This is a genomic window from Psychrobacter sp. TB55-MNA-CIBAN-0194, assembly GCF_040309505.1.
In the GTDB taxonomy this organism is placed as follows: Bacteria; Pseudomonadota; Gammaproteobacteria; order Pseudomonadales; family Moraxellaceae; genus Psychrobacter; species Psychrobacter fozii.
This window is the reverse complement of record NZ_JBEOOW010000006.1, coordinates 38,018-64,861: the sequence shown is the minus strand read 5'-3', so window position 1 is coordinate 64,861 and position 26,844 is coordinate 38,018. Positions and strand designations below refer to the sequence as shown.

Here is a 26,844-nt window from a genome sequence, read left to right as displayed (position 1 = left end):
TCATTTGGTAGATGGTTTAACAAAGATTTATCCGCTACCTACTGACATTGATAACATCGTTCGCTCATACATCTTATGATTAAAGATGTTTGTTCATCATGCCAGCAAACTGATTCTTTTTTTAAAGAGGCACGTTTATGTCAGCACAACAACCCAATAAAATCCCTGTACAGCAAATTGACTTGGATGCCACCAAACACCGTGTTCATCCTAGATTCATTAAAGGCTTTTATCAAAATATTCGTATCATCACAATGTATGCCCTATTGGCCGCTTTTTTGCTTTTGCCATGGCTACGTTATAATGGCAGACAAGCAATATGGTTTGATGTTCCCTCGCAGCATTACTATATTTTTGGTACGACATTTCTGACTCAAGACTTTTATTTCATTGCCGCTTTTGCCATTATTGCTGCATTTATGCTATTTATGGTGACTGTTTATGCAGGTCGCGTATGGTGCGGTTATGCTTGTCCACAGACGATTTGGACACACCTGTATCAGTATGTTGAAAAGTGGATCATTGGTGATCGTAATAAACGCATAAAGTTCGATAAAGAACCAATGAGCGCGCAAAAAGCCTTTAAACGCTCTGCTGTATATTTTATTTGGTTTGTACTTTCAGTTATCACAGCGGCGACTTTTGTAAGCTACGTCGCTGGAACAGATTATCTGTATCAAAGCTGGCAAATGATTGGTGTTGTCCCAATTCCTGATTGGCTAACATGGGTATGGGTATCGATGTTTATTTTTACCTTTGCCACCTATGCCAATGCAGGTTATATGCGTGAGCAGATGTGTATCCAAATCTGTCCTTACGGTCGCTTTCAGAGTGTCATGTTTGATAAAGATACGTTGGTTGTATCCTATGATTATGAGCGTGGTGAACCACGTGGCACACGCAAAAAAGGCACAAATCCTGAGCATTTGGGCGACTGTATTGAGTGTACTATGTGTGTGCAGGTCTGCCCCACTGGCATCGACATTCGTGATGGGTTGCAGGTAGGTTGTATTCAGTGTGCTGCTTGTATCGATGCCTGTAATGACGTTATGGACAAAGTGGGCTACCCTCGTGGGCTCATCCGCTATACGACAGAACGTCAACTGGCAGAAAAAGAAGATACTCGTGTATTTAGTCCACGCTTATTTGCCTATTTAGCAGTTATTTCTATTTTATGTGGTGGTCTTGTTTATGCATTGACGGATCGTGTGCCCTTAGAGATTGATATTCGTCGTGACCGTAATCAGTTGTCATCCATAAACAATCAAGGCATGATTGAAAACAGTTATATTGTTAAACTGACCAATAAAACGCAGAATCCTCATGCTTATAAAATAACACTAGCACCGAAAGATGGTTTGAGTTTAGAGCTACGATTTAATGATGTGCCACTAGAGGCAGGCGAAAGCTTCGATATGCCGGTTAGCATCTATGGCGATCCAGATGTGATCGATTTCGAACAGACTCCAGTCACTCTAAATGTAACCAGTGAAGATGGGCAATACAAAGTCAGTAAGCAGAATGTCTTTACTACTCAATAAGCTTCTATAAACTATTGAGCGCTTCGCTAGGGTGTATCTTCATTTTAAAAATGGTGATAAAAATGAGATAAATTGCCGTCAAACAAGAAAAATAGCGCAGATAATATCGGGATATTTACCAGCTATTTGACGATGTTTGGCAAGATTTAGCCGTTTTTGGCCCATTGAGATGACTATCGAGTGAATTGAAGAAACGCCCTAGTATATAATTATACATATTACCTGTTGGTCTATGACTAGCAGGTAAACCGTTTATCATTACACTGGCAGCATGTAGCCGTCAGATGGTTCGTTGATACAGTTTATAGATGTCTGACAAACCAGATATCTGATTAATAGGTACTTTATGTCTACTCCAGCATCAAACTTTAAGCATCAAGACACTCAACCATGGTATAAAAATTACATGGTCGTTATCTTTGTGATTGGCATGCCAGCATTTGTGGTAGTGGCCTGTATCTACTTTGTTTACTACTCTTATCAGATTCGGGACAGTGTCGTACGTGACGATTGGTACATGGATGGCAAGACCCTTTATCAAGATGTGTCACGTGACAAGCTGACTTATGATTTAGACCTACATGGCAAAATGCAATTTGCTGATAATGGGGATGTTACCTTCTATTTAGATTATCCTGAGCAAAGCTTGCAATCAGGTAAATTATTGAATGGTACGCCGCTTGTTTATCCAGAACAGCTAGATCTGTCTATCTCGCATGCCACTGATATCAAAAAAGACCATGATGTGATACTAAAGCACCAAGAAGGTAATAAATATAGTGCGCGAGTCGATATGGATCCAGTAAAAGCCAAATACTATCTGCAAGTCAGTAATGGTGGTACAAACAACTGGCGTATGCAAGATGTCGCCAAGCTACCTCGTTCAAATGTTAGTTTTGTACCCTTACAAGCTTTCGAAAAAAAACAACCTGATTGATCAGATATAATCTGAAGACGTAAAAAAACCAGCCATTAGTAGATAATGAGCTGGTTTTTTATATCGAACTTAAAGGTCTTAGCGATAGCTGGCTCAGTATAGAACCATCAAATAACCGGATTAATCGTTGGGATTTTTTGCGTGGTACGATTATCTGCTGTCGCTTTATCTGATTCTGGCAGTTGCTGTTTATCACTCATAAACTTCGGATTAAACGTTTGGGTCTTTGGTGATATAGGCAAACCAATTTCAGCAAGACTATCGGTCTGCCCTACTTGAATATTATCTCCTTCAAACAAACGCTCGTTGTTATCACGATCAAGACTTAATCCTTCAAAGTCAAACAGTTCACGGTCTGCTAATTGCGATGGTGCAACGTTTTGCATCGCCTTAAAGATAGATGCCAAACGCTGTGGATGAGCATCATCCCATTCTCGCAGCATATCATTGATAATGGCTCGTTGTAGATTGGTCTGGCTGCCACACAAGTTACATGGAATAATTGGGAATGCTTTCAATTTGGCGTATTCAATGATGTCTTTTTCTTCGACATAAGCCAGCGGACGAATAAGCATGTTTTGCTTATCATCGCTCAGTAGTTTAGGTGGCATAGACTTGAGCGTACCGCCATGAAATAAGTTTAAAAAGAACGTGGCCAACATATCATCGCGGTGATGACCCAATGCAATCTTGGTGGCACCAATCTGCTTCGCAAAGCCATACAACGAGCCGCGGCGCAAACGTGAGCAGGCAGAGCAATAAGTCTTACCTTCTGGTACCACGCTTTTAACGATACTATAAGTGTCTTTTTCTAAAATATAGTGAGCAATGCCCTGCTCGTTCAGATACGCGGGCAAAATGTCTTCTGGATAGCCGGGCTGTTTCTGATCGAGGTTCACCGCGACGATATCAAAGCTGATCGGTGCAATGCGCTTGAGCAATAATAAGATATCAAGCAGCGTATAACTGTCTTTGCCGCCTGACACACAGACCATCACCACATCACCCTCTTCGATCATATTAAAATCACGAATCGCCCAAGATACTTGTCTACGCAATTTCTTCTGTAGCTTGCGGAACTGTGCTGATTGAGTAGGTGTTAACTGCTCCGCCATCAACTCATCCTCAGCGGCATCATCATCTTCCATGCCATCAGTCTCTAAAGCATAGTCAGCCATACCTGCATCAGCAGACATCTCATCAAACTCTGGCGTAATTTTTGGCGTAAACAAGGTCGCTGCGGTCATAAGTTACTCAATATCTTTACAAGGGTGATTTTGCTATACAGCAAACTGCTATTACAGTGCTGTCATACATGATGGGCAAGCACTAACACTGATGCTTTAAAAGCAGCGATTATAACAAAATTTGCTAACAGTTTGAAAAGAGGACATTAAATAATGGCTGCATGGTTCTGTAACGGTTGGATTTTTGCTAAAATAACCGTTTTTCGTAAACCAATAATAGATGCCATTATGACTAACGTTACCTCACAAAGTACCACCGACAACACAACGCTTGATAGCGAATTAGATAGCCTTCATAACAACCAAAATGCCGTCGTACTATTGTCAGGTGGGCTTGATTCGGTCACTTGTTTATATTGGGCAAAGGCACGCTATGCCTCTGTGACAGCAGTTAGCTTTAATTATGGTCAACGTCATAATAGTGAACTTGTCGCAGCCAAGACTATCGCTGAGACGGCTGAAGTCAATCACAGAATTATCGATATCGACATCGCCCAACTCGGCGGCTCATCCCTGACAGATCATAGTATGATCGTTCCTGACGGTGATTCAGATAAATTTCCTAATAAAAACCGTGATGAAATCGATAACGACGCCATTCCCAACACTTATGTCCCTGCCCGCAACACCATATTTTTATCGTATGCGCTAGCAGTGGCAGAAGTGGCTGATGCCAACCATATCGTCATCGGGGTCAGCTCAGTCGATTACTCTGGCTATCCTGATTGCCGTCCAGAGTACATCGCAGCGTTTGAGCATATGGCCAATCTTGCCACAAAAGCAGGCGTCACTGGACACCATTTATCGATTCAAACGCCATTGCAGCAGTTGTCCAAAGCAAAAACTATTGAGCTTGGCCTATCACTCGGTGTCGATTATGGGCAGACTATTTCTTGCTACCGTGCCGATGAAAACGGCCTTGCTTGCGGTGTGTGTGATAGCTGTACATTACGTCGTCAAGGCTTTGAACAAGCTGGCGTTGCTGACCCTACCCACTATCAGCCTTAGTAAATAGTATAAGCGGCGTCTTATTAAGATTCATACTAAATAATGGCAGTGCTCAACATTAGCGCAACATTCGCTTGCATTAACACAGCATGTCGCCATTGTATTTTAGTCAATATACTTGCTATGGTATGGGCGATTGCCTTTATTGAAAGACACAAGTGCCCATATCAATCATCAACTATTAGTGTTTTGCGTACAAAATATAAAAACTGATGCCACCTGTAAGAGGATGTTTATGAAGTTACTACCAATATTACCTTTAGCTCTAGCTGCTATTTTTGCGATGCCACAAGCGAACGCTGCCGATATCAAAAAAGAAAATATCAATACTTGCATTGATGGTGCGGTCAAATACAAAGTCGCTGATAAAGGCACTGCTACCAAGCTGTGTAATTGCACCATTGACGTCCGTAGCAACATGACAATCGGTCAAATGTGGGAAATAGAAAGCTACGCGCAAGATAAAAAAGACCCTTCTGGCCTACCTTATGTCAAAAAAATGCAAAAAGAGCTGCAGCAATGTACCGTTGGCTTAGACTTAAAGCAACCACAAAAACCTGCTTAACTTGCAACTTGCAGAACATACAAAAGACTGGTCATTACCAGTCTTTTTTGTTGGGAATAGACAAGTAAAATGTAAAACTCATTATGAATTTCAATGAATCCCCCTATAATAAGAATACGATAACTAAATACAGCCAATATATAGTTGATTCAGTTCAAAGGAGAGACAAGGCAACCGAGTGCAGATGTATATGTGATACGTCAAGCGAGGTTAACGCTGTCACTCCTTTATAGAGGATTGACTATATAATCAAAATTAATAAGGACTTTACAATGGCAAAGCCAACCACAGAAAACCTCACACTACCTGAGTTCCCAGTCACGGTAGTACGAGAGCTAGATGGCAACTTCGTCCATGACGAGATAAATCTAAAAGAGATGATCAGCAATACCAATAAGGGACTCATTCTTTACTTTTATCCAAAAGACAATACGCCTGGCTGTACCACGCAAGCGACAGAGTTTACCGCTCATCTCAACGACTTTGATGAATTGGGCTATGACATCATCGGTGTTTCACGTGATAGCGTTGAGTCTCACGAAAAATTCATCGCTAAACAAGACCTAAACATCGCACTTATTAGTGATACTGACGAAAAACTTTGCCAGTACTTTGACGTTATTAAAGAAAAAAATATGTATGGAAAAATAACGCTCGGATTAGTCCGTTCCGCATTTGTTTTCGATACGGATGGTACGCTAACTCACGCTCAGCGCAATCTACGTGCTAAAGGCTATACCGAACGGTTGCTTGAAATATTAGCACCTTAATCAACATAGCCTCTTAACCAATATAGCCATAAATCACGACAGTCATAAATGATATAAAGTTGCTTTTGTATAAATCCATTTTTATATAAAGCTACTTATATACAAAGTCACTTTAGAATAAGCGCTGATAATAACGACAATAACCATAACGACAATAATAACGCGGTGCCAAATACTAATAAAAGCATTCAAAGCTACCGCCTCCATAATGTGAGAATACTATGAATAAACAACCTGAGACTGGTGTTGATAATGCAGCATCCAAAGTCACTCGCAAAGTATCCGTAGCCGTCATCGGTGCAGGTACCGCTGGTCAAAATGCCTTTCGTCAAGCCAGCAAAATTCATGACGACATTGTCATTATCAATGATGGATTTTGGACAACCACTTGTATCCAAGTCGGCTGTATGCCAAGTAAACTGTTGATTGCAGCCGCTGAGCGTGCTCATGATGCTGAAAGTTCTGCTACATTTGGCGTTCATGCTACCGTTCAGATAGATGGTAAGCAAGTCATGCAGCGTGTCCGTGATGAGCGCAATCACTTTGCTAGCTACATCAAAAAGCAAGTCGAGGGATGGCCTGACGATAAGAAGATAGACGGTCGTGCTCATATCAATAAGCAAGGGCTTATCGAAGTCAATGATGAGCTAATCGAGGCAGAGCAAATCATTATCGCCACAGGTAGCTCGCCGTTTATTCCAGACGGTTGGACTGATAAACTTGGCGATACGATACTCACTTCGGATAGCGTCTTTGAGCTCACAGATTTACCGAAATCAATGGCAGTCGTTGGTGCAGGTGCGATAGGGTTAGAAATAGCTCAAGCGTTGACACGTTTAGGTGTGGACGTGACATTATTTAATCGAGTCAAACGTGTTGCCGGACTCAAAGATGACGATATTAATAACAAAGCGATTGAGTGCCTGAGTGGTGAGTTAACCATGCACTTGGGTAGTAAGATTAATAATGTCGGCACCCAGATAAATGCAGAGCATAAAACAGCATTCATTGATTATGAAGACAGTGCTCGCGAGTCGAAACAATGGCAAGGTGAATACGTACTGGTCGCGACAGGACGCCGTAATAATATCAAACAGCTAGGCGTTGAAAACCTAGGTGTCGAACTTGATGACAAAAACCGCCCAAAAGATTTGAGTAAAAAAACAGGCAAGATTGGTGATTCAAACGTTTATATTGTGGGTGATGCCAACGCACATATTCCCTTGTTACATGTGGCCAGTGACGAAGGCTATAGTGCGGGAAGCATGGTCTGCGAAAACGAAGAAAATGCCTATATTCGCCCGCCCGCCACGCCCTTCTCTATCGTATTCTGCTCACCGCAAATCGTCAATGTTGGTATGTCCTTACCAGAAATTCAACAAGACTCAAATCTAGAGCATGTGATCGGCAGCGTCAGCTTTGACAATCAAGGCCGTAGTCGTGTGATGGGCGTCAATTGTGGTCTATTACATATCTATGGCTGTAAAAAAACGGATAAGATTTTAGGTGCTAGCATGGTGGGCCCTGACGCTGAATATATTGGTCATATTTTGGCATCAGCGATTACCAATGATTTGAGTGTCAAAGACATGCTTGACACGCCTTTTTATCACCCAACGATATTGGAAGGTCTACGCACTGCTTTACGTGATGTACAGCATAAAATGGAGATACCTTATCAGTATCAAGATACTCAGAAAAATAGCTCTTAATTATCAGCTCAGCCGCACCTGCAAAACAGGTATACTCAGTGTCAATCAGCACATCTCTTGTGTTTGATTGCACTGATGATTTAAGGTAACTTATAATCCTATACCTTATGTTAAATACTTTGCATATACCAAAATCTGCATGGACCAAAAAATGCCAATCGCTAGTATTACTGATTTTTTCAAAGAGATCATACGTGATCTCCATACTAGCCTCTATCTTGCGCTTGGTGGATCTGCAGATGAAGAGTCACTTGACTGGTCATCTCAAGCAGTGGATCTGGCAAGTACTGGCATCAAAATCCTAATACTGCTTGCGGTATTAGGATTTTTTTATTGGTTGGCTATTTATATCCTCAAACAAAGCAAAGCGAAAATACGTTTAAATGAGCGTCGAACTAAAATTGTTCGCTCAGTGCTTCGTTATATCTGGGTTGTGGCCAGTTTAATCGCTATCATGAGTCAGATTTACTTTGAACCAGATACCATCAAAGCGACGGCAAAGGCCAGTACGTGGGCCGGTATCTATTATGTGCTCTGGGCCTCCTCAGGGCAAATTATTCACAGAGTGCTACAGCATTATGGCCTCAACGCCTCCATAGAGCAGCTCCTCAAAAATATTTTGTCTGTGCTGCTATTGGTACTCGGACTTGCCAGCGTCATGGCGCAGTTTGGTTTTGATATCGTCTCACTGGTAGCAGGTTTGGGTATTGTAGGTTTAGCAGTCGGTTTTGCTGCTCAATCGACGCTTGCTAACTTTATCGCTGGTATTACTATTTTACTTGAGCAGTCCTTTCAAGTTGGCGACTGGATTCATATCAATGAAAATGAGGGCCGTGTGGTGCTTATCGCCTTACGTACCACTCATATTTTGACTCGAGACAACATCACTGTCATTATTCCAAACTCTAATGTTGCCTCCTCCGAAGTGATTAACCTAACCTCCAAAAACTTTATACGCTTTGATGTTCGTGTACGTATTGCTTTCGAAGATGATATTGACACTGCCCGTAAAGAAATCTTGCAAGTACTTACCGATACTGAGGTGGTACTTAGCCGTCCTGAAACCTCGGCCACCGTGGCAGAGATTGGTGAGTATGGTGTGTTCTTTATCGTACGGTTTTGGGTGAAACCAGCCGCTGTTGCACGTATGCCAAAAATCAAAGAACACTTAAGGGAAGATATCAAACATGCACTTGATGCTGCTAATATTTCCACGCCTTATCCACATATGCGACTGCTTATGCCAAAAGACGTCGACTATCCCATAGCGACCAAACCCTTTGCAACGACGACTCAAAGAGTAATGCCAGACAGTAATTCTCAAACTTGATATTAAATAAAATCGCTAACCGTTTATGGTTGTTCTGTTAGCGTAATAAAATTTTGTACGCATTCAATAGTCTGCTTATGACATTGCTAATGCATCAATATGGTAATTGATGACACGCCTTAACTCTGTACCTGTAGATATCTACAGGTACATATTTGCTGAATCCTTGTTATGCTGCAAACAGATACTAATAGACCGCTGAATAGGTTTGACAAAATATCTAGGGGCATAATCAATTGATTACTGACAGGGAGTTCTGCGCATGGACATTAAATTAAGACTCACTCAAGCTTTGAGCATAGCTGGTGCTAGTTTAATATTGACAACGGGAGCATTTGCAAATCAACTGATTAATGGAGGCTTTGAGCTAAGTCCGCCTGCCAGTGGGTTTGGCAACCATATAGGTCACCCTATTACTCCTTGGGTGTTGGGTTCGGGTAATTCTTCAAACGTCATCAGAACTAACCAAGGCATTAATTCCACGGGAGATGGCCCTCGGAGTGATGCATCGGGCACTGCGTCAGGAACTATTAGACATTATCTTGATATTACTAATGGAAGTAATGACTTCTATCAAACTTTTACATCATCCTGTACTGGTGAAGCAACTTTTGGTGGCTACTTTTCTACAAGAGGCGATAGTGGAGGCAACGCTACTGTCACCTTGCGTAACGGAACAGGATTTACTGGTTCGATCGTTGGTCAATCTAACCCTGTCGCTCTCCCAGGTGGTAACTCTCACACAGATCCTTGGACTTTAGTCTCTTACACCAGTCAAGTGCAAGCAGGTAATACTTATTCATTAGTAATAGCAATGGATAATTCAATGAATTTTGATGAAGCCTTTGTCAATATAAAAGGGTGTGCTAGCGATGGTGACACTGGACCAATAATCGTTGGAGAGGTGTTTGAAGAAGCCGGAAATTTTGGTGATTTAGTTCCAATAGATGTTAGTAATGTTGTCACTAATATACCCGCTGATAATTGTTGCCCACCTATTAATGAAGAAGCTATCATTCGACAATTAACGCCTGTATTTCAGCCCGGAGGCGGATCAAATGCAAAATATCGTCTTAATTTCTCAGCGACACCGCAATTTAACAATCAGATGCAAAGCTACTTAAACTATGTGCATAGCATGAAGCCCCCTATCAATGCATTGATATCCAAATGGACTATATATGATAAAGGACCAGGTGCATTAGGTTCACCCGTACCTACGTCACCAGGTTGGGGCACTAGTATTGACGCATTTTATACCAACTTCCACATCACTAACCCTATAAATCATGGTAATACTTCAGCAAATTATGATATGAAACCGAACCATTGGTATCGTGTACAAGTAGGCACATATTTTAATGGTGGTAACAAGTTCTTCCCCCAAACATGCGAATCTGCTGATTATTGGGTTAATTGGCAAGTTGGTGGAAACAAGTCGTCTGGCTCAAATGGTAGTGCCGGTAGCTTCGTCATTAGTGATGGTAAGAAAGAGATTGCTAGAGTCAAAGTGGAATCTAAAGCTCAGCCTAAATCTATGTCAATGAAAAAAAGCGCTACTCTAAAACAATTCTAAAATAGATCTATAACTCTTTAGAGAAATCTGACAAGAGAGTAACGGAGAAGTCATAAAATTTTGAAGACGTTAATTATCAATTAATAAACCACCTATCATTTTATGATGGGTGGTTTGTTCGTTAATGTAGACTCCAATTTAGTGCTACCGTTTCTTCAATCCAGCTCCACCATTTTTCAAATCATATATTTTTGAGTCAATATCTATCAACCCATGATTGACTGCTTGTACTATGGCATGTGTGCGGTTAGACACTTCTAGCTTTCTAAGGCAGTTGCTCATATGAAAGCAAACGGTCCGCTGTGAGATACCAAGATCGCACGCGATTTTTTTATTGCTATCCCCTTTTACAATGCAGGTTAGCACTTCAATTTCGCGATTAGTGAGGTGGGGTTTATTGATTTCTGCTGTGATAGGTTTCAGACTAGCAAGTAATGATGGTGAGATAAATTTTTTGCCTGTACGAACCTGCTTGATAACGGCTAACAAATCTATAAAGGTCGTATTTTTTAACACGTAACCTGACAATCCAATATTGAGTAATTGCTGTGCTTTAGCGCCATCATTGACGGTGGTCAATGCAATTAATTGCGTGATGAGTGATTGCTTTTCAACCGAAAGAACGATGTTTTCGATATCTATACCAGACATCGTGACATTCATTAAGACAATATCTGGTTCATACTTTTCTATTAGATGTAATGTGTGATCGCCATTCGTTGCATGGCCTACAACATTCAACCCTTCTACACGCGCAAGCAAAAGCATAAACCCCTCCAAAAATATTGGATGGTCATCTGCTACGATTACTGTGGTTATCGTCTCCATTTTTTTAGTATAAAACAAATATTGCGTTAACTTACCAGTTTATTACTGCTTTATTAACTACTGTGACATTCAATCTTATAATCCTAGATAGCTTTTAAACTAAACTTATTGAAATATGGTAAAATTGTCGGTTAAACATCTTATTTTATGATGTGCATTAATTATCAATTTAGCCCACAGGTATCCGTATGACCGAAACAACCGCGCCCTCAACTTTAGTAGCAGCTTCGCCAGAGTTGTCGCTTGACCTTATCATCACTTGTGCCGATGGGCTTGAGGCACCGCTACAGACCGAACTGACCAGTTTTGGTATTGCCAGTGAGATCAAAAGCACAGGCCGTTTAGCGGTTACGGGTACTTTGCGCGACCTATATACTATTTGTCTTTGGTCACGTGTCGCCTCCCGAGTATTGATGCTGATTAAACGTAAAAACATCAATGCCGAGTACGATGTGGCTGAGCAAATTTATGGTTTGGCAAAATCAGTCAATTGGACTGAGCAATTCAGCTTAGAGCAAACCTTTGCGATTCGTCTCTCTGTAGACAAGCGCGTGGCCGTTAGTCAGCAGTTTGCGATGCTCCGTATTAAAGATGCGATTGCTGATACGTTTAATGAAGTTTACGACAGCCGTCCTAACGTCGATAGCAAAAATCCAGATTTCTCTATTTTTGCGACCGTGAATGACAAACAAGCTGAACTATATTTAGATTTATCAGGTACCAGCTTGCATCGCCGTGGCTACCGTGTGGCCATGACAGACGCGCCCCTAAAAGAAAACTTGGCTGCCGCCCTACTTTATAGTGCTGGTTGGCATAAAAAGAACGAAGATGGTAATGCGCCTTTCTTCAATGCCTTAATCGACCCTATGTGTGGCTCTGGAACGTTCATCATTGAAGCGTTACTCATGCATTGTGATTATGCGGTTGGTATCGATAAAGCCGCCAATCAATTTGGCTTTTATCAATGGCAGCATCATGACGATGTGCTCTGGCAAGAAATGATTAATGATGCACAGACACGTTTCCGCGACGCGTTGGAGATTGCAAACGAGCAGCCTGACACCCTACCACTAATGTTAGGTTTCGACGCTGATAGTGGTGCAATTCTCGCCACAGAAAAAAACATCATTGCCGCAGGTTTACAAGATTTACTGCCGCTACTCGATATCGAAACTCGCGCCCTTGACCAGTTGGGTGCTGTACTAAGCCCTCTCGTCAGTGATGGTCGATTGAGCAATCCTTTAATCATTACCAACCCCCCTTATGGTGAGCGTTTGGGCGATGAAGAAATGATTAAGCCGTTATATCAAGCGATTGGTCTTATTTTGCAAGATAGCTTTGCTGGTAGTGGCGTTGATCCAATGCTTGGCATACTGGCATCTCATGTCGAACAAGTCGATATCTTACCAATTAAAGAACCAAAAACGTTGCGTTGTCATAATGGTGCCATCACCGTTTATTTCCGCTATGGCACCTTGATTGCAGGACAAACGGGCAATCTCGTGAGTCGTTTTGAGAAACGTGAGATTGAAGTAGAAGATGGACAAGACTTCATCAACCGCTTGCAAAAAAATCTAACCAAACTGAAAAAGCTAGCGAAAAAAGACAACGTCAGTAATGTACGTGTCTACGATGCTGACCTACCAGATTTCAAGGTTGCGATCGATTTATATGGCGACTACGCTCATGTGCAAGAATATGCACCACCAAAGACTATCCCACCTGAAACAGCTAAAAAGCGCTTCAACTTGGCATTGATGGGTATCCGTGAAGTTTTCGGTATTAACCGTGAACAAATCTTTATCAAAACGCGTGCCCGCCAGTCTGGTAATGATCAATACAGCAAGCAGAACACCACAGAAAAACGTGGCAAGTTTCATGTTGCGCGCGAAGACGGCGCTTATCTTTACGTGAATTTTACAGATTATCTTGATACTGGTCTGTTCATCGATCACCGTAACATGCGTGCACGAATCAAGGACAACAGCCGTGGCAAAGCGGTATTGAACTTATTTGCTTATACTTGTACGGCAAGTGTTCACGCGGCATTAGCTGGCGCGAAAAAAGTCACCAGTGTCGATTTATCACAGAACTATCTAGATTGGGGCAAACAAAACTTTGTACTCAATGGCTTGGACGTGAGCCGCAATAAATATCAGTTCGTTGCTGCTGACATCTTCGAATGGATTAAAGACAATACCGAGCAGTTCGATATTATCTTCATTGATCCACCGACCTTTTCAAACTCTAAAAAGTTTCAAGGTACTTTTGATGTACAGCGTGACCATGCTGCCCTTATCAATCGCGCCATGAATCGCTTGACGTCAGATGGTGTGTTGTATTTTTCAAACAACTTTACCCGCTTTGAGCTAGATGAGCAGTTGACTGAGCGCTACGATATTGTTGAGATTACACAAAAGACTATTGGTTTTGATTTTAATATCAAAAAACCGATTCATCAAAGCTTTGAAATTCGCCATCGTCAGAGTTTTTAAGCGACAGTCTATAATCTTAGGTCTATCATTAGAGCTTTCAAATGGTAGCTTTTAGATAAGCGCCTACAGATGACTAATTATATAAACGGTCATCTAGTAAGCCACTAAATCTTAAGTTTTATGCTCAATTTTTTATGAAACATAACAATGACCCAATCAGCTTTGATTGGGTCATTTTTTGTTGTTATGATAGAGCGTTATTAAGCAATAGTTTTGCGGCGATAGTTTTTTGATAATGTTAATCCCACTATCGATTTTGCTCGCTTAGTTGTACTTCTTCGCTTAGTTATTGCTTTAATATTGCATCTCTCCCTACTCTAATAACAAGGATATTCTCATGGCTTTATCACTTAATAAAGGCGGTAATTTATCGCTAACCAAAACGGATCCAAACCTAACCAAGCTACTTATCGGTCTTGGCTGGGATGAGCGTGCCACATCAGGCGCAGAATTTGATCTTGATGCGAGCGTATTCTTGCTAAGTGGCGCTGGTAAAGTGCGCGGCGACCATGACTTTATCTTTTATAATCAGCTGAAATCTGACAATGGTGCAGTAGAGCATACTGGTGATAACCGTACTGGCGAAGGGGATGGTGATGATGAAGTTATCAAAGTAAACCTAACTCAAGTGCCTGCTGATGTCGACAAAATCGTTGTCACCGTGACTATCCATGATGCTGCAGCACGTAGTCAAAATTTTGGCCAAGTAGCCAACGCCTTTATCCGTGTCGTTAACGAAGAAACAGGCACTGAAGTCGTACGTTTTGACTTGGCTGAAGACTACTCTGTCGAGACGGCAATGGTATTTGGCGAAGTATATCGTCATAACGGTGAGTGGAAATTCCGCGCCGTTGGTCAAGGCTATTCAGGTGGTCTACAGGCGATGTGCCAGCAATATGGCGTTGATATTTAAAACCCTATTTTATTAACATTTAGGTACTTATCAACCGTCGTTATCACGTCCAAAACGTAAAGCTGACATAGTTGCAAATAGTCACAATTTATAGTGACCAAATGACTAGTAATGCTCTGCGTTTCGTTTAGAATTACCTATCAAAGGTGGTTAGCAATAACCACTTTTTTGCAGTTTGTGTCTATAATAGGCCGACCTTAGCTTTACGCAACCAGACAGGATGTGTCATGAGACATTTTTATTTAGATTTTATCTTCACAGCCATTGCCCTAGCGGTAGCGGCATGGTGGGGATATTCACATGGCGGTATGGGTGGCATGATATCCACCTTATCTATTACCGCTATTTTGGCCGTCATGGAGATTTCATTATCATTTGATAATGCGGTGGTCAACGCTTCAGTCCTCAAGGGCTGGGACGAATTTTGGAAGAAGATATTTTTAACCGTTGGTATTTTGATTGCAGTATTTGGTATGCGCTTGGTCTTTCCTATTGTCATCGTCGCGGTTACCGCTGATCTTGGCATGATGGAAGTTATCAATCTAGCTCTGTATCAACCAGCAGAATACTCAGCCAGATTGATGGCGCATCATGCTGAAATCTCAGCATTTGGTGGTATTTTCCTACTATTAGTTTTCTTGAACTTCATCTTTGATGAAAAAGAAGTCCATTGGTTTGATTGGCTAGAGAGCCGTTTGGCTAAGCTCGGCAAAGTCGATGCTATGAGCGTATTTATCGCTCTCATCGTCTTAATGATTGCTGTATCATGGGCCAACGCTGAACAATCAGGTGCTGTCTTGATTGCAGGTGTTTGGGGTATTCTTGTTTACCTTGGCGTACAGGTTGTCTCTGGCATGCTCGAAGGTGATCTCGAAGAAGGCTTAGAAAACGAAGAAAGTGGTTCGGGTGCTGCGGCGACTAGCGCTATCATGAAAGGCGGTATCATCGGTTTCTTATACTTAGAAGTCCTCGATGCTTCATTCAGTTTTGATGGTGTTATTGGTGCGTTTGCCATTACCAACGACGTTATTGTCATCATGTTAGGTCTTGCCATTGGTGCGATGTTTGTACGTTCTATGACTATCTTCTTAGTCGATAAAGGTACACTTGACGAGTTTGTCTATCTTGAGCATGGCGCACATTATGCGATTGGTGCATTAGCAATTATCATGCTGTTGTCGGTTAAGTTCCATGTACCAGAAATCATTACTGGTCTGATCGGCATTACCTTTATTGGTTGGGCATTTGTTGCATCACTTAATTACCGTAAGGCTGAGAAGGCAAGTCTGAATTAAGGCATGTCGTTCATATAGCATCTGCTGTATCTAGTGATGTATTTAAGCAGGTCATATCAAAAAATTGATATGGCCTGTTTTTTTATGGCCTAATTAAAGCGATAAGTTATAAATATATGATGTATGCATCGGTATACCGTAATGACCAATCATTAAAATACAATTCCATGATTACTATCATCCTTTATTCAGTTAGAATCTCCACCCTCTAACAACACCATAAAAATACGACTACATGATTAATATACAAAAAATTCTTGATGATATTGCTACAGAAATGGCAAATGAAACCGATCGTGGCAAAGTAGCAGATTATATCCCGCAACTGGCTCATGTCGACCCAAATCAGTTCGGTATTGCGGTGGCGACACCTGACGGACAGGTCTATACAGCTGGCGATGCTGGTACACTGTTTTCTATTCAAAGTATCTCAAAGGTATTTACCTTAACCATCGGTCTTGGCAAGTTAGGTAATGCGCTCTGGACACACGTCGGTCGCGAACCATCTGGTGACCCTTTCAACTCTATCATGATGCTAGAACATGAATCTGGTAGACCGCGTAATCCCTTCATCAATGCGGGTGCAATTGCGGTGGTAGATGCGATTATGATGGGTCATGAGCCAAAAGAGACATTGGGCGAGATACTACAGTTTGTTCGCTTTATCGCAGATGACGACTCAATCAGCTTTGATCACAAAGTGGCTGCATCTGAAATGGCACATAAAGATCGAAACGCATCATTAGCCTATTTTATGAAATCCTTTGGTCGTCTGAAACATGACGTAGATAAAGTATTGGGTACTTATTTTCATCAATGCTCGATTGCGATGAACTGCCAACAGTTAGCTCAAGCTGGCCTATTTTTAGTGTCCAATGGTATTAATGAGCACACAGGCATTAGAGTTATTAATGCATAGCGTTCTCGCCGGATTAATTCGTTGATGATGATGTGTGGTCATTACGATGGCTCGGGTGAGTTTGCCTATCGTGTCGGCCTGCCAGGTAAAAGTGGTGTTGGCGGCGGTATTTTAACGATAGCACCAGGTGAAGGTTCTATCGCCGTCTGGTCACCAGGGCTCGATCATATAGGAAATTCTAAGCTTGGAACCAAAGCATTAGAGCTGTTTGTACAAGAAACTGGCTGGTCTGTTTTTGGCGACTAAAGACTATCATTTAATACTTTTATCGGTGAGTTGTTCAAGACGATGAGCACCGTTAAATATGATGAGTTTTACTTCGGGTCGTGCTAAATATATTGGTATGACCCTTTTTCGTTTTAAAGCTGTTTTTAAGAAAGTGTGTTCTTATTAGCTAAACACTGACTTTTCTTGTTTAGTCTACAAATGGTGATAGATAGGTAATTTACTTTTGATAACAACACCTTAAGTATTGCTATCAAGATTGTTAAAAAGTATCACATCTACAGGAATATTATGTCTCTTAGGAAACATATAGTAAGTGCACAAAATACGCCTTGCTTACTAAGCAAACGCTTAGTATAGTAAAACGTAATGATATGCAGGCCGTGACATATAGGTAGATTTATTAACTGTGTACGCTTACGTATCAACCATTGCACCATTTTCAGTTCGTTTTTTTATTATTTAATTACTAATCAATAGGATATTTATATGGCTATTAGCTTAACAAAAGGCGGCAACGTAAACTTATCAAAAGAAGCGCCAGGCTTAACCAATATTACAGTCGGTCTTGGCTGGGATCCACGCGCCACTGACGGTCAAGAGTTTGACTTAGATGCGATTGGCTTTTTGGTCAATGAAGCAGGTAAAGTACGTAACGACCAAGATTTCATTTTCTTTAATAACCTAAAGTCAGACAATGGCGCTGTTGAGCACACAGGCGACAACCGTACTGGCGAAGGTGATGGCGATGATGAAGCCATCAAAGTAAACCTAGCGAGCATTCCAGCTGACGTTAATAAAGTAGCACTTTGTGCCATCATTTATGAAGGTCAAGCCCGTAACCAAAACTTCGGTCAAGTAGGCGAAGCTTACATCCGTATCGTTAATGACAATGGCGGCAGTGAAATTGCACGCTATGACCTATCAGAAGACGGCAGTACTGAAACGGCCATGATCTTTGGTGAATTGTATCGTCACAGCGGTGATTGGAAATTCCGTGCCGTTGGTCAAGGCTTCAGCGGTGGTCTGGGACCATTAGCGGGTTCTTATGGCGTAAACGTCTAAGCTTAGCTTTGACTAATTTTAGCTTTGACGTAATCGCTTAGCAAAATAAATATCGCCGTCATATAGTTGATTGCGATATAAAAGAGCTATTTAAAGCCATCAAGTGTGCCCTTTTAACGCATTTGATGGCTTTAATTTTAATTGGCTAACCAAAAAAGCCAGAGTCTTGAAGATAGCTTATATAGAACCATATACATAAACATAGCTATCAAGCGCACATATTAAAAAATTAGAATAAGGATTTGTAAATCATGGCCGCAACATTTAGCTTAATCGGTACCATCGAACCTTTTTTACATTGTAACCTCAAAAAAGGCGACTCGATTTATTGTGAAGCCAATGCAATGGTGATGATGGAATCAAACCTTGAGCTCAAAGGCAAATTGCAAGGCGGGTTGATGCAGTCACTCATGCGCCGTTTTGCTAATGATGAGTCGTTATTTCAACAGCAAATCGAAGCGGTCAATGGTGAAGGTGATTGTTTGCTTGCGCCCACGCTAGATGGTGATATGCAAATCATTGATTGCGGTGCACAGCAGTACACGCTCAGCGATGGTGCTTTTGTAGCGGCGCAAACTGGCGTGGATATCAGAGCCAATATTCAACGCAACCTTGGCGGTGCGGTGTTTGGTGATACTGGTGGCTTTATGGTTATGCAAACACAAGGCCAAGGTCAGGTCGTGGTATCAGGATTTGGCTCGCTGTTCGAGATCGATGTAGAACCCGGTAAAGACGTCATTATTGATAATGGTCACGTGGTCTGCTGGGACTCCAACTTAGATTATAAGCTGTCAGTGTCTACCAGCAAGAAAAAAGGATTCATGAGCAATATCATCAACTCCGTCACCAGTGGCGAAGGCATGGTATTGAACTTCTCTGGTACTGGCAAAGTCATTATCTGTTCGCGCAATCGTGATAGCTACCAAGGCTGGCTACAAAGCGTCCTAGGTAGTAGCTCAGGCGGTCGCGGTGGCAGTAGCGGCTTATTAGGCAATATCTTATAATTGTATACCGTCATATATAAATTTTATTCAACGCTTTACTCAAAACTATTACAACATTTTTAGAAACTTAGATAGCAAGGAAGACGGGTGGTAATACTACACTCAGTTCATATTTCTCAATATTGATACTATAAGGATAATCACATGGCAGTTAGCTTACAAAAAGGTCAAAAAATCTCACTTAGCAAAGAAGCTGGTGGTGACCTCACGCAGGTAAAATTAGGTTTAGGCTGGGATGTCGCACAAGGTCCACAAGAAAAAAAAGGTGGGTTCTTAGGTAAACTATTTGGTGGTGGTAGTGGCGGCGACTCTATCGACCTCGATGCCTCATGCATCATGTTCGATAGTAATAAACAAGCGGTCGATGCTATTTGGTTCAGTCAGCTAAAATCAAAAGATGGCAGCATTGTACATACTGGTGATAACCGTACGGGTGATGGCGATGGCGATGATGAAGTCATCAACGTAGACCTATCTAGAATTCCTGCTAATGTTGTATCACTGGTCTTTACTGTCAACAGCTTTACTGGTCAGACTTTTGAGACCGTAGAAAATGCATTTTGTCGTATCGTCAATGCCAATAACAACCAAGAAGTTGCCCGCTATAACTTATCAGCACAAGGTGGACACACAGCGATGGTAATGGCAAAAGTTTATCGCCATAACAATGAATGGAAGATGCATGCCATTGGCGAAACAGCGTCTGGTCGCACTTTTCATGATTTGATGCCTGCTATCACACCGCATGCATAATTGACTCTAGAAAATTTTTGAATGTTAAAGCATATTCAACAAAAATAAGCCCTTCTATTATAGAAGGGCTTATTTTTTATCTTAATCGATATTCTTGTAGCTGTTAATACTTAGTTACTATTTACTGCCGCGTTTCCAGCTAAATCCCCAATTAAAGGCTTTGTCCATTTCTTGGTGACCTTTAAAGTATTGGTTGATACGCTCAACATTGATACTGCCTTGTTGATTGACCAAACGAGCGATTGCACACATGGGCAAGTTGCCTGTGCCTTCTGTTAAACGCGTTTCAATCGGTGGCTGCTCTGGTACCGCAATGGTGACCACGCCATCTGTTTGTGCCCAGTTCGGTGCACCTTCGTAGATAAAGGCGAAGATAAAGACCTCCTCAATCTGCGACCACTGCTGACCATTGATATCCAGCCACTCACCACCACTTATCTGACCTGTTCTGTCATCGGCACGCAGACAAACATAAGGCGCTGATTGTAAGCTACCAAAACGATTACCCAATGCTTGGATAAGCGTTTTTTCACCATTCTTTAGGTGAATCATGGCACCAACATCCAGATCAATACCACCCGCTTTATGTTGCTTAAACAGATCACCCAAGAGCCCTTTTTTAGGTGCTTGCTGATCAGCATTCGGTCGTTGATTCCAGTTTAAGTTCACAGTAATTTTACCAAAATCATCGCGTTTTTTGAGATTGATACTAGATTGATTTTTAGTTAAGGTTACTTTACTTAGATTTATGGCAGGATTGGCTGGAATCGGTGGTGGTGTATTTGTTTGAGGCGCGCTACCTGCTTTTTGAGTATTGATTGGACGCTGCGTGTTGATAGGTTGAGCCTGGTTTTGATCCTGCCTCTGTGACTGGTTTGGAACTGAGGCTTCGTCAGCGATCTCAACACCGAAATGCTCTGACAATGGTTTTAGACCACCTTCAAACCCTTGAGCAATAAATCTAAACTTCCAAATGCCCTGCCTGCGATAGCATTCAGCTAAAATAATCGCTTTTTCATTGCGACCTGTACTACTGAGCTGACAAGTCATCAGCACTTGACTGCCTTGTAATACTTGAATATCCACATCACCGACTTGAGCAAGTGTTTTATCACTAGAGAATGCCAGCGCTATCTTTTCAATACTTGCAGGTTGAGCTGGCAAATTAATATCAAAAAAACCATCGCTATCATGACCACGAAAGCTGACACTACTATCATCGCTACGTGTCTGTCCATAAAATATCATGTCTCCATCACCGCGCACTTTACCATTGGCAGTTAGGCGATAAGCAGCACAATCAATCGCATTTTGGCTTAAGATACGAATACTAATATTGTCCGTCGGTAGTGGCGCATTTGCACCTGCAATTAGGGTTTGACTCATTACTCATCCTTTCATGTATTTATTATATCGATGTATTTATTATGTCTACTATCAGCATATAGTAGCACGGTTATTACAAGATTTTTAGTCGGTACATACCTTCAGTAAAGTGCTGTTCAAGACCTCAAAATAAATTCTAAGCATTCTTACTGATACTATTTTTTTAGCATCATTTATAACGGCTAGCATTTGTATATAATAGCGCTACTATCAGCAATATGATGACTTGGATGGTTAGCTACATTTTTAGCTTATCTAGATTGCTGTTGGTTTTGCGATGACGATATTACGTTATCCAATTATATCTAACACTTATGATACTGCTGAGAGAATTATGGATAACACTGCTAACGATAGTCACCATACAACGCCAACTGCAGCTTGGTTAGCCGAAGGCCAGTCAAGTCAGCGTGATATGTTAGCCAGCCTACAAGCATTAAAGGCCCAATCTGAGACACCATTCAACATCATCGCCTCACACCGTCACGATAGACCTGAAATTTTTGAGTTTGCGGATGATGTCTATCTTGAACCTACTATAGCTTCTATAGGTAGCCTCGATGAAGTGGATGTTGAACCTGAACCCGTTATGCCGCGTTGGCAGTTCGTCCTAGAACAGGCTCAACAGCACAACGTAAAGGTATTATTGACTGGTCGCAATGGTATTGATTATGAGGCCCATCGAGAGGTATTTGATGCAGCAGGTATTCGCTTATTGACCGGCGCAACCAGTGTTGCATCGTTAGAATCAATCGATGATAAATTTGCTTTTATGCAACAGTGCCATTCTCATGACATACCTGTCGCTGATGCGTGGCGCTTTGATACGACTGAGCAGCTTGAGGCGCTACTTGCCGAACATGGCCATCAGCCTTTATGTGTCAAACCAGTCACTGGTATTTTTGCGCAAGGGTTTTGGCGGTTAGATTTAGGTAAAACAGAAGAGGATCAATACGATAGCTTTGAGCATTTATACTTTACCGAAGAGAAAAAAATCAGTACTGCACAATTTATAAATGCGTACACAAACAGCTTAATGGTGCATGAGCGCCCTATTCCAATGCTATTAATGCCTTACTTGTCAGGGCAAGAGTACTCTATCGATGTAGCATGCGAATATGGTGAAGTACTGGCCGCTATTACTCGTTATAAAACAGGGAAAATCCAGCATATCGGCTACGAGCAATCCGTTATGGATGTCGTCATTCCATTAATCAAAGCTTTCAACTGTGATGGTATCGTCAGTGTACAAACCAAGGCCGATGATGAGGGTCAGCACCGTGTACTTGAGATTAATAGTCGCCCATCTGGTGGTATTGGCTACACAACTCATAGCGGTGTGGATTTAACACAGGTCGGCTTTGCATACTGGTTAGGCTTGACTGATAAACCAAGGCTAGCTGATATCGCTCAAAAGATAGTACCTTGCCAAGTACGTTCAATCATGATGGGTGTAAAAATTGAAGAAGCAACAACGGATTAAAGTGTAGATAAGCCATTAGCTATACACCAGCTATTCCACATAAAAAAGGTTTTTAGAATAATATCTAAAAACCTTTTTATTGTATTAACCATTCAATAAATAGAACAGCAATGGCTTATAGTCAATCCTCTATAAAAGAGCGACGGCGTTAACCTCGCTTGAAGTATCAGATATACATCTGCACTTGGTTACCTTGACTCTCTCTTTAACTGAATCAACTATATCATTATTCGCCAAACACAAGAGTTTCTTGTTTAGGAGCATTCTTAGATGCTAAGAACCATAGTAAGCCAAGTACAATCGCTGAACCGATAAAGATGATAATCGATGAATTAATCGCACCATCATGTGTATGACTCATAGACATTGTGTGACCCGCTGTAACGCTCATCTCCATCGCTGCTACACCAGTATAATGCATACCACAAACAGCGATACCCATAATGAATGCACTACCAAAGCGCTGAACCGTACCACGTAGGTTAAATGCCAACCATAACGCAGAGATAGCTGCCACGATAGCAATGACGATTGAAGTGATTAACAGTGGTATATTATATGACATGGTTGCATCCATCTGCATTGAAGCCATACCCGTATAGTGCATTGCTGCAACACCCAGTCCAGTAAGCACGCCACCACTGATCAACTTGGCAATACTTGACGCACCGCGGCCAACGATAACAATACCAACGGCCACAAACAAAATAGCAAGTAGCATTGAAATAACGGTCAAACCCAAATCATAAGTGACCGGCATTTTCATATCAACGGCCATCATACCAATATAATGCATAGACCAAATGGCACCACCGATCGCGATTGAAGATAACGCTACCCAAAAGTACAGATCGCCTCCTGGTTTGGCTGATGGCACGCGAATGGCAAGGTTTAGACCAACGTAAGAGCCCATTACGGCAATAACATATGAGATAAACACCAAAAGCAGGTTATATTCAACTTCAATCATTTTTTCGACCTTTATATTTAATAAAAACTGAGCTTAAGCAATGTGCGTTTTAATGAACTGACATTGCTTTATGCATTTATTACTGTTTTTCATAGGCATTCAACTGTCTATGAATAATTATTTTCTACCAGATGATAAATTCACAAATATTGGTAGTGCCAGCGCCACAACTTGATTCCTCAACCCGAACTCTGTCTACGGCAGGATTACTTGATAAAAAACCATCTATGTAACCCACTACAAAGTGACAGCCTGAATGGTTGCTATCTGACAACTTGCAGAATGGACATTTAGTCAAAGCAACCAAATTGTTCTTAGCTTTAACCTTAGAAAAGCTCTTTAATGCTGGTACAAGTTCGCGATTAATCGTGGTTGGCATTTTTAATGGGCTACCAAGTGAATAGTCACGCTTGTAGATCCCACTTCCCACTTTGCGTCCTAATTCATGCATTGCTTTAGCGCGACTCTCATGTGGCAAACTGGCCTCATAGTGCCTAACGATATCGGCAATATCAGGATACTGTGCACCAATAGCTGCTAACGCATTTTTCTGATCCAAATCTTGTGTTACCGGTGGTGGTGCTGATGCTACTGCTGATGGTATTGTATCCGCACTTCCCTCTCCATCTATCTCTAGCTGAAAAAGTGTACAACCTTCGATAGAAGAAAGATCATCGATTAAATCTTCTTGTGTCTTTGATCCCTGGCTTTTGGCAACAACATGAATAATGTTGCCACCGTTTTCTGAAGGCTCTTGTCTTTGGGTTACGAGTTGGTAACCTGCTTTAATAAGTGGCGAGATAACATTAACCAAACGAATCCGCTCAGAAGACGTTTCCAATGAACAAGAAAATTTCAAAGATTACTCCTTTTCTAAAAATATCGCTAAACTTTCTTGATAACAAACTATCTGGCCAAGCTCAACGATTAATATAAATTCAGTTTCAGACTTGTGGTTTGCCGACTTTCTTGTCGCACAAATACAATGAGAAAGTAGTGTTTAATACATTTTTTTCTTTTAATTATGAGTGTTATAAAACAACCAAATCCATATATTTTAATCTTTTGATAATTTTTTTATCACTCATAATTAAGCACAGCTTTATATATCATTATTTTCTTATACTTTTAAGGCAAGAGGGGTACTCATAGATGGTATTTAGATATACAACTACTACTTAATCCTAATCTGATAAAATTTAGTTACTTTATAGAAGCAATTAAGCAGCATTATTACCGAATAGATATATTATGACAAGACTTAACTTAATATTGTCGGATAAATGGCAATATTATCCGATAGGTGGTGGTGAATAAAAATGGAAAGTTATCTTATCTAATTATAAGTATATCGCAGGGCTTTAAAAGGATAGCTTGGATTGGTTTTTGAATCTCACTATTTGCTAGATGTTTTTATTCAAGATCGGCATGACGGTATTTTAATCATTCTATGCCAAATTATAAACAAAAACCACTACAATAGACAAATATCGGTTTTTTATAATGACCCCATAGTTATTTAAACAGCTATCTAAAAACTGTCTATAATGATTTATAATCAACTCAATTAGAGGCATATGATGACTGTACAGACCGCGTTAGTGCTAGGAGCAAATACGATTATCACGCAATCTAATTGTTCGGTTGCTTTTTCTACAACAGACCAGCTTATATTTGGGCAGCAACTTGGACTGATATGGCTGCCGTTAGATGAGCATCGCAAAGCAGCTTGTAGCCCTGCCTATCTTCATGAGCCTAAGGACTGGGCTCAGTTAGACGATAATAATAATCCAAACGTATGGCAGCTAGATTTGACCAAACTGTTTGATACGCAAGCTGTTGTTTCTTTGCAACTGATTGCATATGTTTATCATGATCCAAGCCTCAATTTGCCAGCGATTGAGCTCAACAATATCTGTCTAACACTCAATAATGACGCGATTAAATATAATTTCATGGCAAATGAGCGTCATATTAAAGCCGCCATTGTATTGGAAATATATCGACGTAATGGCCAGTTCAAATGCCGTGCACTGGGTGAAAGCTCTACACAAGGACTAGCAAGTCTAGAGCATAGAGTCGAAATCAGTCTTGATACCCGTCCGCCAGATACGCATGCGCTTATTCAAGCGGCTCAGCAGCAACAGCGAACTCAGCCAAACAACGAGTCGCGTCCGCCACGTCACGTTCAGCCTGGAGAAACTTGGACGGGAACAGCATTCGCTATTGACCCCTATCACCTATTGACCTGCTATCATGTCATTGAGTCAGCAGCGATGATTGGTATCCGTCAGCAAGGCCAACCTGACCGCGAAGCGCAAGTAGTCCTTAGTGATATTGGCAGCGACTCAGCTATTATTCGAGTGAGTGAGCCTCTGCCTAGCTATTTGCCACTAGCACAGCAATGTTCTGATAATTTGGGAGAGACCATTACGACATTGGGATTCCCGTTGTCTGGATTGAGTAGCCAGTTGCAAGTCACGCAAGGTTGTATCTCAGGTCTGACAGGGTTTGGCGATGATATTCGCTACATGCAGTTCACCGCACCCATTCAACCCGGCTCTAGTGGCAGCCCTTTATTACTGTCTACTGGTGAAGTTGTCGGCATGGTAACCTCTAGCCTCGTCCACGAGCATGCACAAAACATGAACTATGCAGTGAAATTTCAGTTATTATCTGCCCTACTGGCGAGCGCTGGCATCGGCTTAGAGGATTTATCAGACTCGCCTCATGCTAAAACGTCACCACTAACCACACCGCAGTTGAGCAAACAAAGCCGCGGTGCGCTATGGCTCGTTGGCTGTCAAGGTTGAGGTTGAGGT

Annotated in this window: 21 protein-coding genes and 1 pseudogene; 17 read left to right on the top strand and 5 right to left on the bottom strand. The window is 41.4% G+C overall.

The window, feature by feature from the left end:
* Positions 1-137: 137 nt before the first annotated feature.
* The gene (ccoG, locus tag AAEY75_RS08645) at positions 138-1,541 is read left to right on the top strand and encodes a cytochrome c oxidase accessory protein CcoG (protein ID WP_352259364.1); all 1,404 of its coding nucleotides are present in this window, start codon (positions 138-140) and stop codon (positions 1,539-1,541) included.
* Between the two features lie 346 nt (positions 1,542-1,887).
* A complete protein-coding gene (locus AAEY75_RS08640; protein ID WP_197217641.1) occupies positions 1,888-2,478 on the top strand; it encodes a FixH family protein in 591 nt (196 codons plus the stop codon).
* Between the two features lie 107 nt (positions 2,479-2,585).
* Here AAEY75_RS08640 and ttcA read toward each other — a convergent pair whose 3' ends face one another.
* Positions 2,586-3,626 carry a tRNA 2-thiocytidine(32) synthetase TtcA gene (gene ttcA, locus AAEY75_RS08635; protein ID WP_502944398.1) on the bottom strand — a complete coding sequence of 347 codons (1,041 nt, stop codon included), beginning with the start codon at positions 3,624-3,626 and terminating at the stop codon, positions 2,586-2,588.
* 327 nt (positions 3,627-3,953) lie between these two features.
* Here ttcA and queC point away from each other — a divergent pair, with 327 nt between their 5' ends.
* The 6 genes from queC to AAEY75_RS08605 all read left to right on the top strand — a co-directional run bounded on the left by queC (position 3,954) and on the right by AAEY75_RS08605 (position 10,686).
* The gene (queC, locus tag AAEY75_RS08630) at positions 3,954-4,733 is read left to right on the top strand and encodes a 7-cyano-7-deazaguanine synthase QueC (RefSeq protein WP_352259362.1); all 780 of its coding nucleotides are present in this window, start codon (positions 3,954-3,956) and stop codon (positions 4,731-4,733) included.
* 235 nt (positions 4,734-4,968) lie between these two features.
* Entirely contained in the window at positions 4,969-5,298 is a 330-nt protein-coding gene (locus AAEY75_RS08625; protein WP_110922684.1) for a hypothetical protein, read from the top strand.
* 272 nt (positions 5,299-5,570) lie between these two features.
* Positions 5,571-6,068, top strand: coding sequence for a peroxiredoxin (locus tag AAEY75_RS08620; protein ID WP_352259361.1), 498 nt, complete (start codon positions 5,571-5,573; stop codon positions 6,066-6,068).
* A gap of 221 nt (positions 6,069-6,289) precedes the next feature.
* Positions 6,290-7,780 carry a dihydrolipoyl dehydrogenase gene (locus AAEY75_RS08615; protein ID WP_352259360.1) on the top strand — a complete coding sequence of 497 codons (1,491 nt, stop codon included), beginning with the start codon at positions 6,290-6,292 and terminating at the stop codon, positions 7,778-7,780.
* A gap of 151 nt (positions 7,781-7,931) precedes the next feature.
* Positions 7,932-9,110, top strand: coding sequence for a mechanosensitive ion channel family protein (locus AAEY75_RS08610; protein WP_352259359.1), 1,179 nt, complete (start codon positions 7,932-7,934; stop codon positions 9,108-9,110).
* A gap of 262 nt (positions 9,111-9,372) precedes the next feature.
* Complete coding sequence (locus AAEY75_RS08605) at positions 9,373-10,686, top strand: hypothetical protein (RefSeq protein ID WP_352259358.1); 1,314 nt, start codon at positions 9,373-9,375, stop codon at positions 10,684-10,686.
* Positions 10,687-10,830: 144 nt separating this feature from the next.
* On the opposite strand, the gene AAEY75_RS08600 is transcribed toward AAEY75_RS08605, so the two are convergent.
* Complete coding sequence (locus AAEY75_RS08600) at positions 10,831-11,514, bottom strand: LuxR C-terminal-related transcriptional regulator (RefSeq protein ID WP_352259357.1); 684 nt, start codon at positions 11,512-11,514, stop codon at positions 10,831-10,833.
* A gap of 188 nt (positions 11,515-11,702) precedes the next feature.
* Between AAEY75_RS08600 and rlmKL the strand changes: the two genes are divergently transcribed.
* From rlmKL to AAEY75_RS08565, 7 genes and pseudogenes are all read left to right on the top strand, one after another.
* Complete coding sequence (gene rlmKL, locus AAEY75_RS08595; RefSeq protein ID WP_352259356.1) at positions 11,703-14,009, top strand: bifunctional 23S rRNA (guanine(2069)-N(7))-methyltransferase RlmK/23S rRNA (guanine(2445)-N(2))-methyltransferase RlmL; 2,307 nt, start codon at positions 11,703-11,705, stop codon at positions 14,007-14,009.
* A 337-nt stretch (positions 14,010-14,346) separates the two neighbouring features.
* A complete protein-coding gene (locus tag AAEY75_RS08590; RefSeq protein ID WP_110922677.1) occupies positions 14,347-14,922 on the top strand; it encodes a TerD family protein in 576 nt (191 codons plus the stop codon).
* Between the two features lie 227 nt (positions 14,923-15,149).
* Complete coding sequence (locus tag AAEY75_RS08585; protein ID WP_197217631.1) at positions 15,150-16,217, top strand: DUF475 domain-containing protein; 1,068 nt, start codon at positions 15,150-15,152, stop codon at positions 16,215-16,217.
* A 235-nt stretch (positions 16,218-16,452) separates the two neighbouring features.
* A pseudogene (locus AAEY75_RS08580) lies at positions 16,453-17,382 on the top strand (glutaminase).
* Positions 17,383-17,850: 468 nt separating this feature from the next.
* Complete coding sequence (locus AAEY75_RS08575; protein WP_110922674.1) at positions 17,851-18,426, top strand: TerD family protein; 576 nt, start codon at positions 17,851-17,853, stop codon at positions 18,424-18,426.
* A 251-nt stretch (positions 18,427-18,677) separates the two neighbouring features.
* The gene (locus AAEY75_RS08570; RefSeq protein ID WP_194197243.1) at positions 18,678-19,430 is read left to right on the top strand and encodes a TIGR00266 family protein; all 753 of its coding nucleotides are present in this window, start codon (positions 18,678-18,680) and stop codon (positions 19,428-19,430) included.
* Between the two features lie 144 nt (positions 19,431-19,574).
* Entirely contained in the window at positions 19,575-20,183 is a 609-nt protein-coding gene (locus AAEY75_RS08565) for a TerD family protein (protein ID WP_110922672.1), read from the top strand.
* Between the two features lie 117 nt (positions 20,184-20,300).
* Here the strand turns inward: AAEY75_RS08565 and AAEY75_RS08560 are convergent, their stop codons facing one another.
* A complete protein-coding gene (locus tag AAEY75_RS08560; protein WP_352259355.1) occupies positions 20,301-21,569 on the bottom strand; it encodes a TerD family protein in 1,269 nt (422 codons plus the stop codon).
* 334 nt (positions 21,570-21,903) lie between these two features.
* Between AAEY75_RS08560 and AAEY75_RS08555 the strand changes: the two genes are divergently transcribed.
* On the top strand, positions 21,904-23,052 hold the full coding sequence (locus AAEY75_RS08555; protein WP_352259453.1) for an ATP-grasp domain-containing protein: 1,149 nt from the start codon (positions 21,904-21,906) through the stop codon (positions 23,050-23,052).
* 226 nt (positions 23,053-23,278) lie between these two features.
* On the opposite strand, the gene AAEY75_RS08550 is transcribed toward AAEY75_RS08555, so the two are convergent.
* Both AAEY75_RS08550 and AAEY75_RS08545 read right to left on the bottom strand, forming a co-directional pair.
* Positions 23,279-24,022 carry an MHYT domain-containing protein gene (locus AAEY75_RS08550; protein WP_197100029.1) on the bottom strand — a complete coding sequence of 248 codons (744 nt, stop codon included), beginning with the start codon at positions 24,020-24,022 and terminating at the stop codon, positions 23,279-23,281.
* A 124-nt stretch (positions 24,023-24,146) separates the two neighbouring features.
* Complete coding sequence (locus AAEY75_RS08545) at positions 24,147-24,881, bottom strand: hypothetical protein (protein WP_110922667.1); 735 nt, start codon at positions 24,879-24,881, stop codon at positions 24,147-24,149.
* 718 nt (positions 24,882-25,599) lie between these two features.
* Here AAEY75_RS08545 and AAEY75_RS08540 point away from each other — a divergent pair.
* The gene (locus AAEY75_RS08540) at positions 25,600-26,835 is read left to right on the top strand and encodes a trypsin-like peptidase domain-containing protein (RefSeq protein ID WP_352259354.1); all 1,236 of its coding nucleotides are present in this window, start codon (positions 25,600-25,602) and stop codon (positions 26,833-26,835) included.
* Positions 26,836-26,844 lie beyond the last annotated feature (9 nt).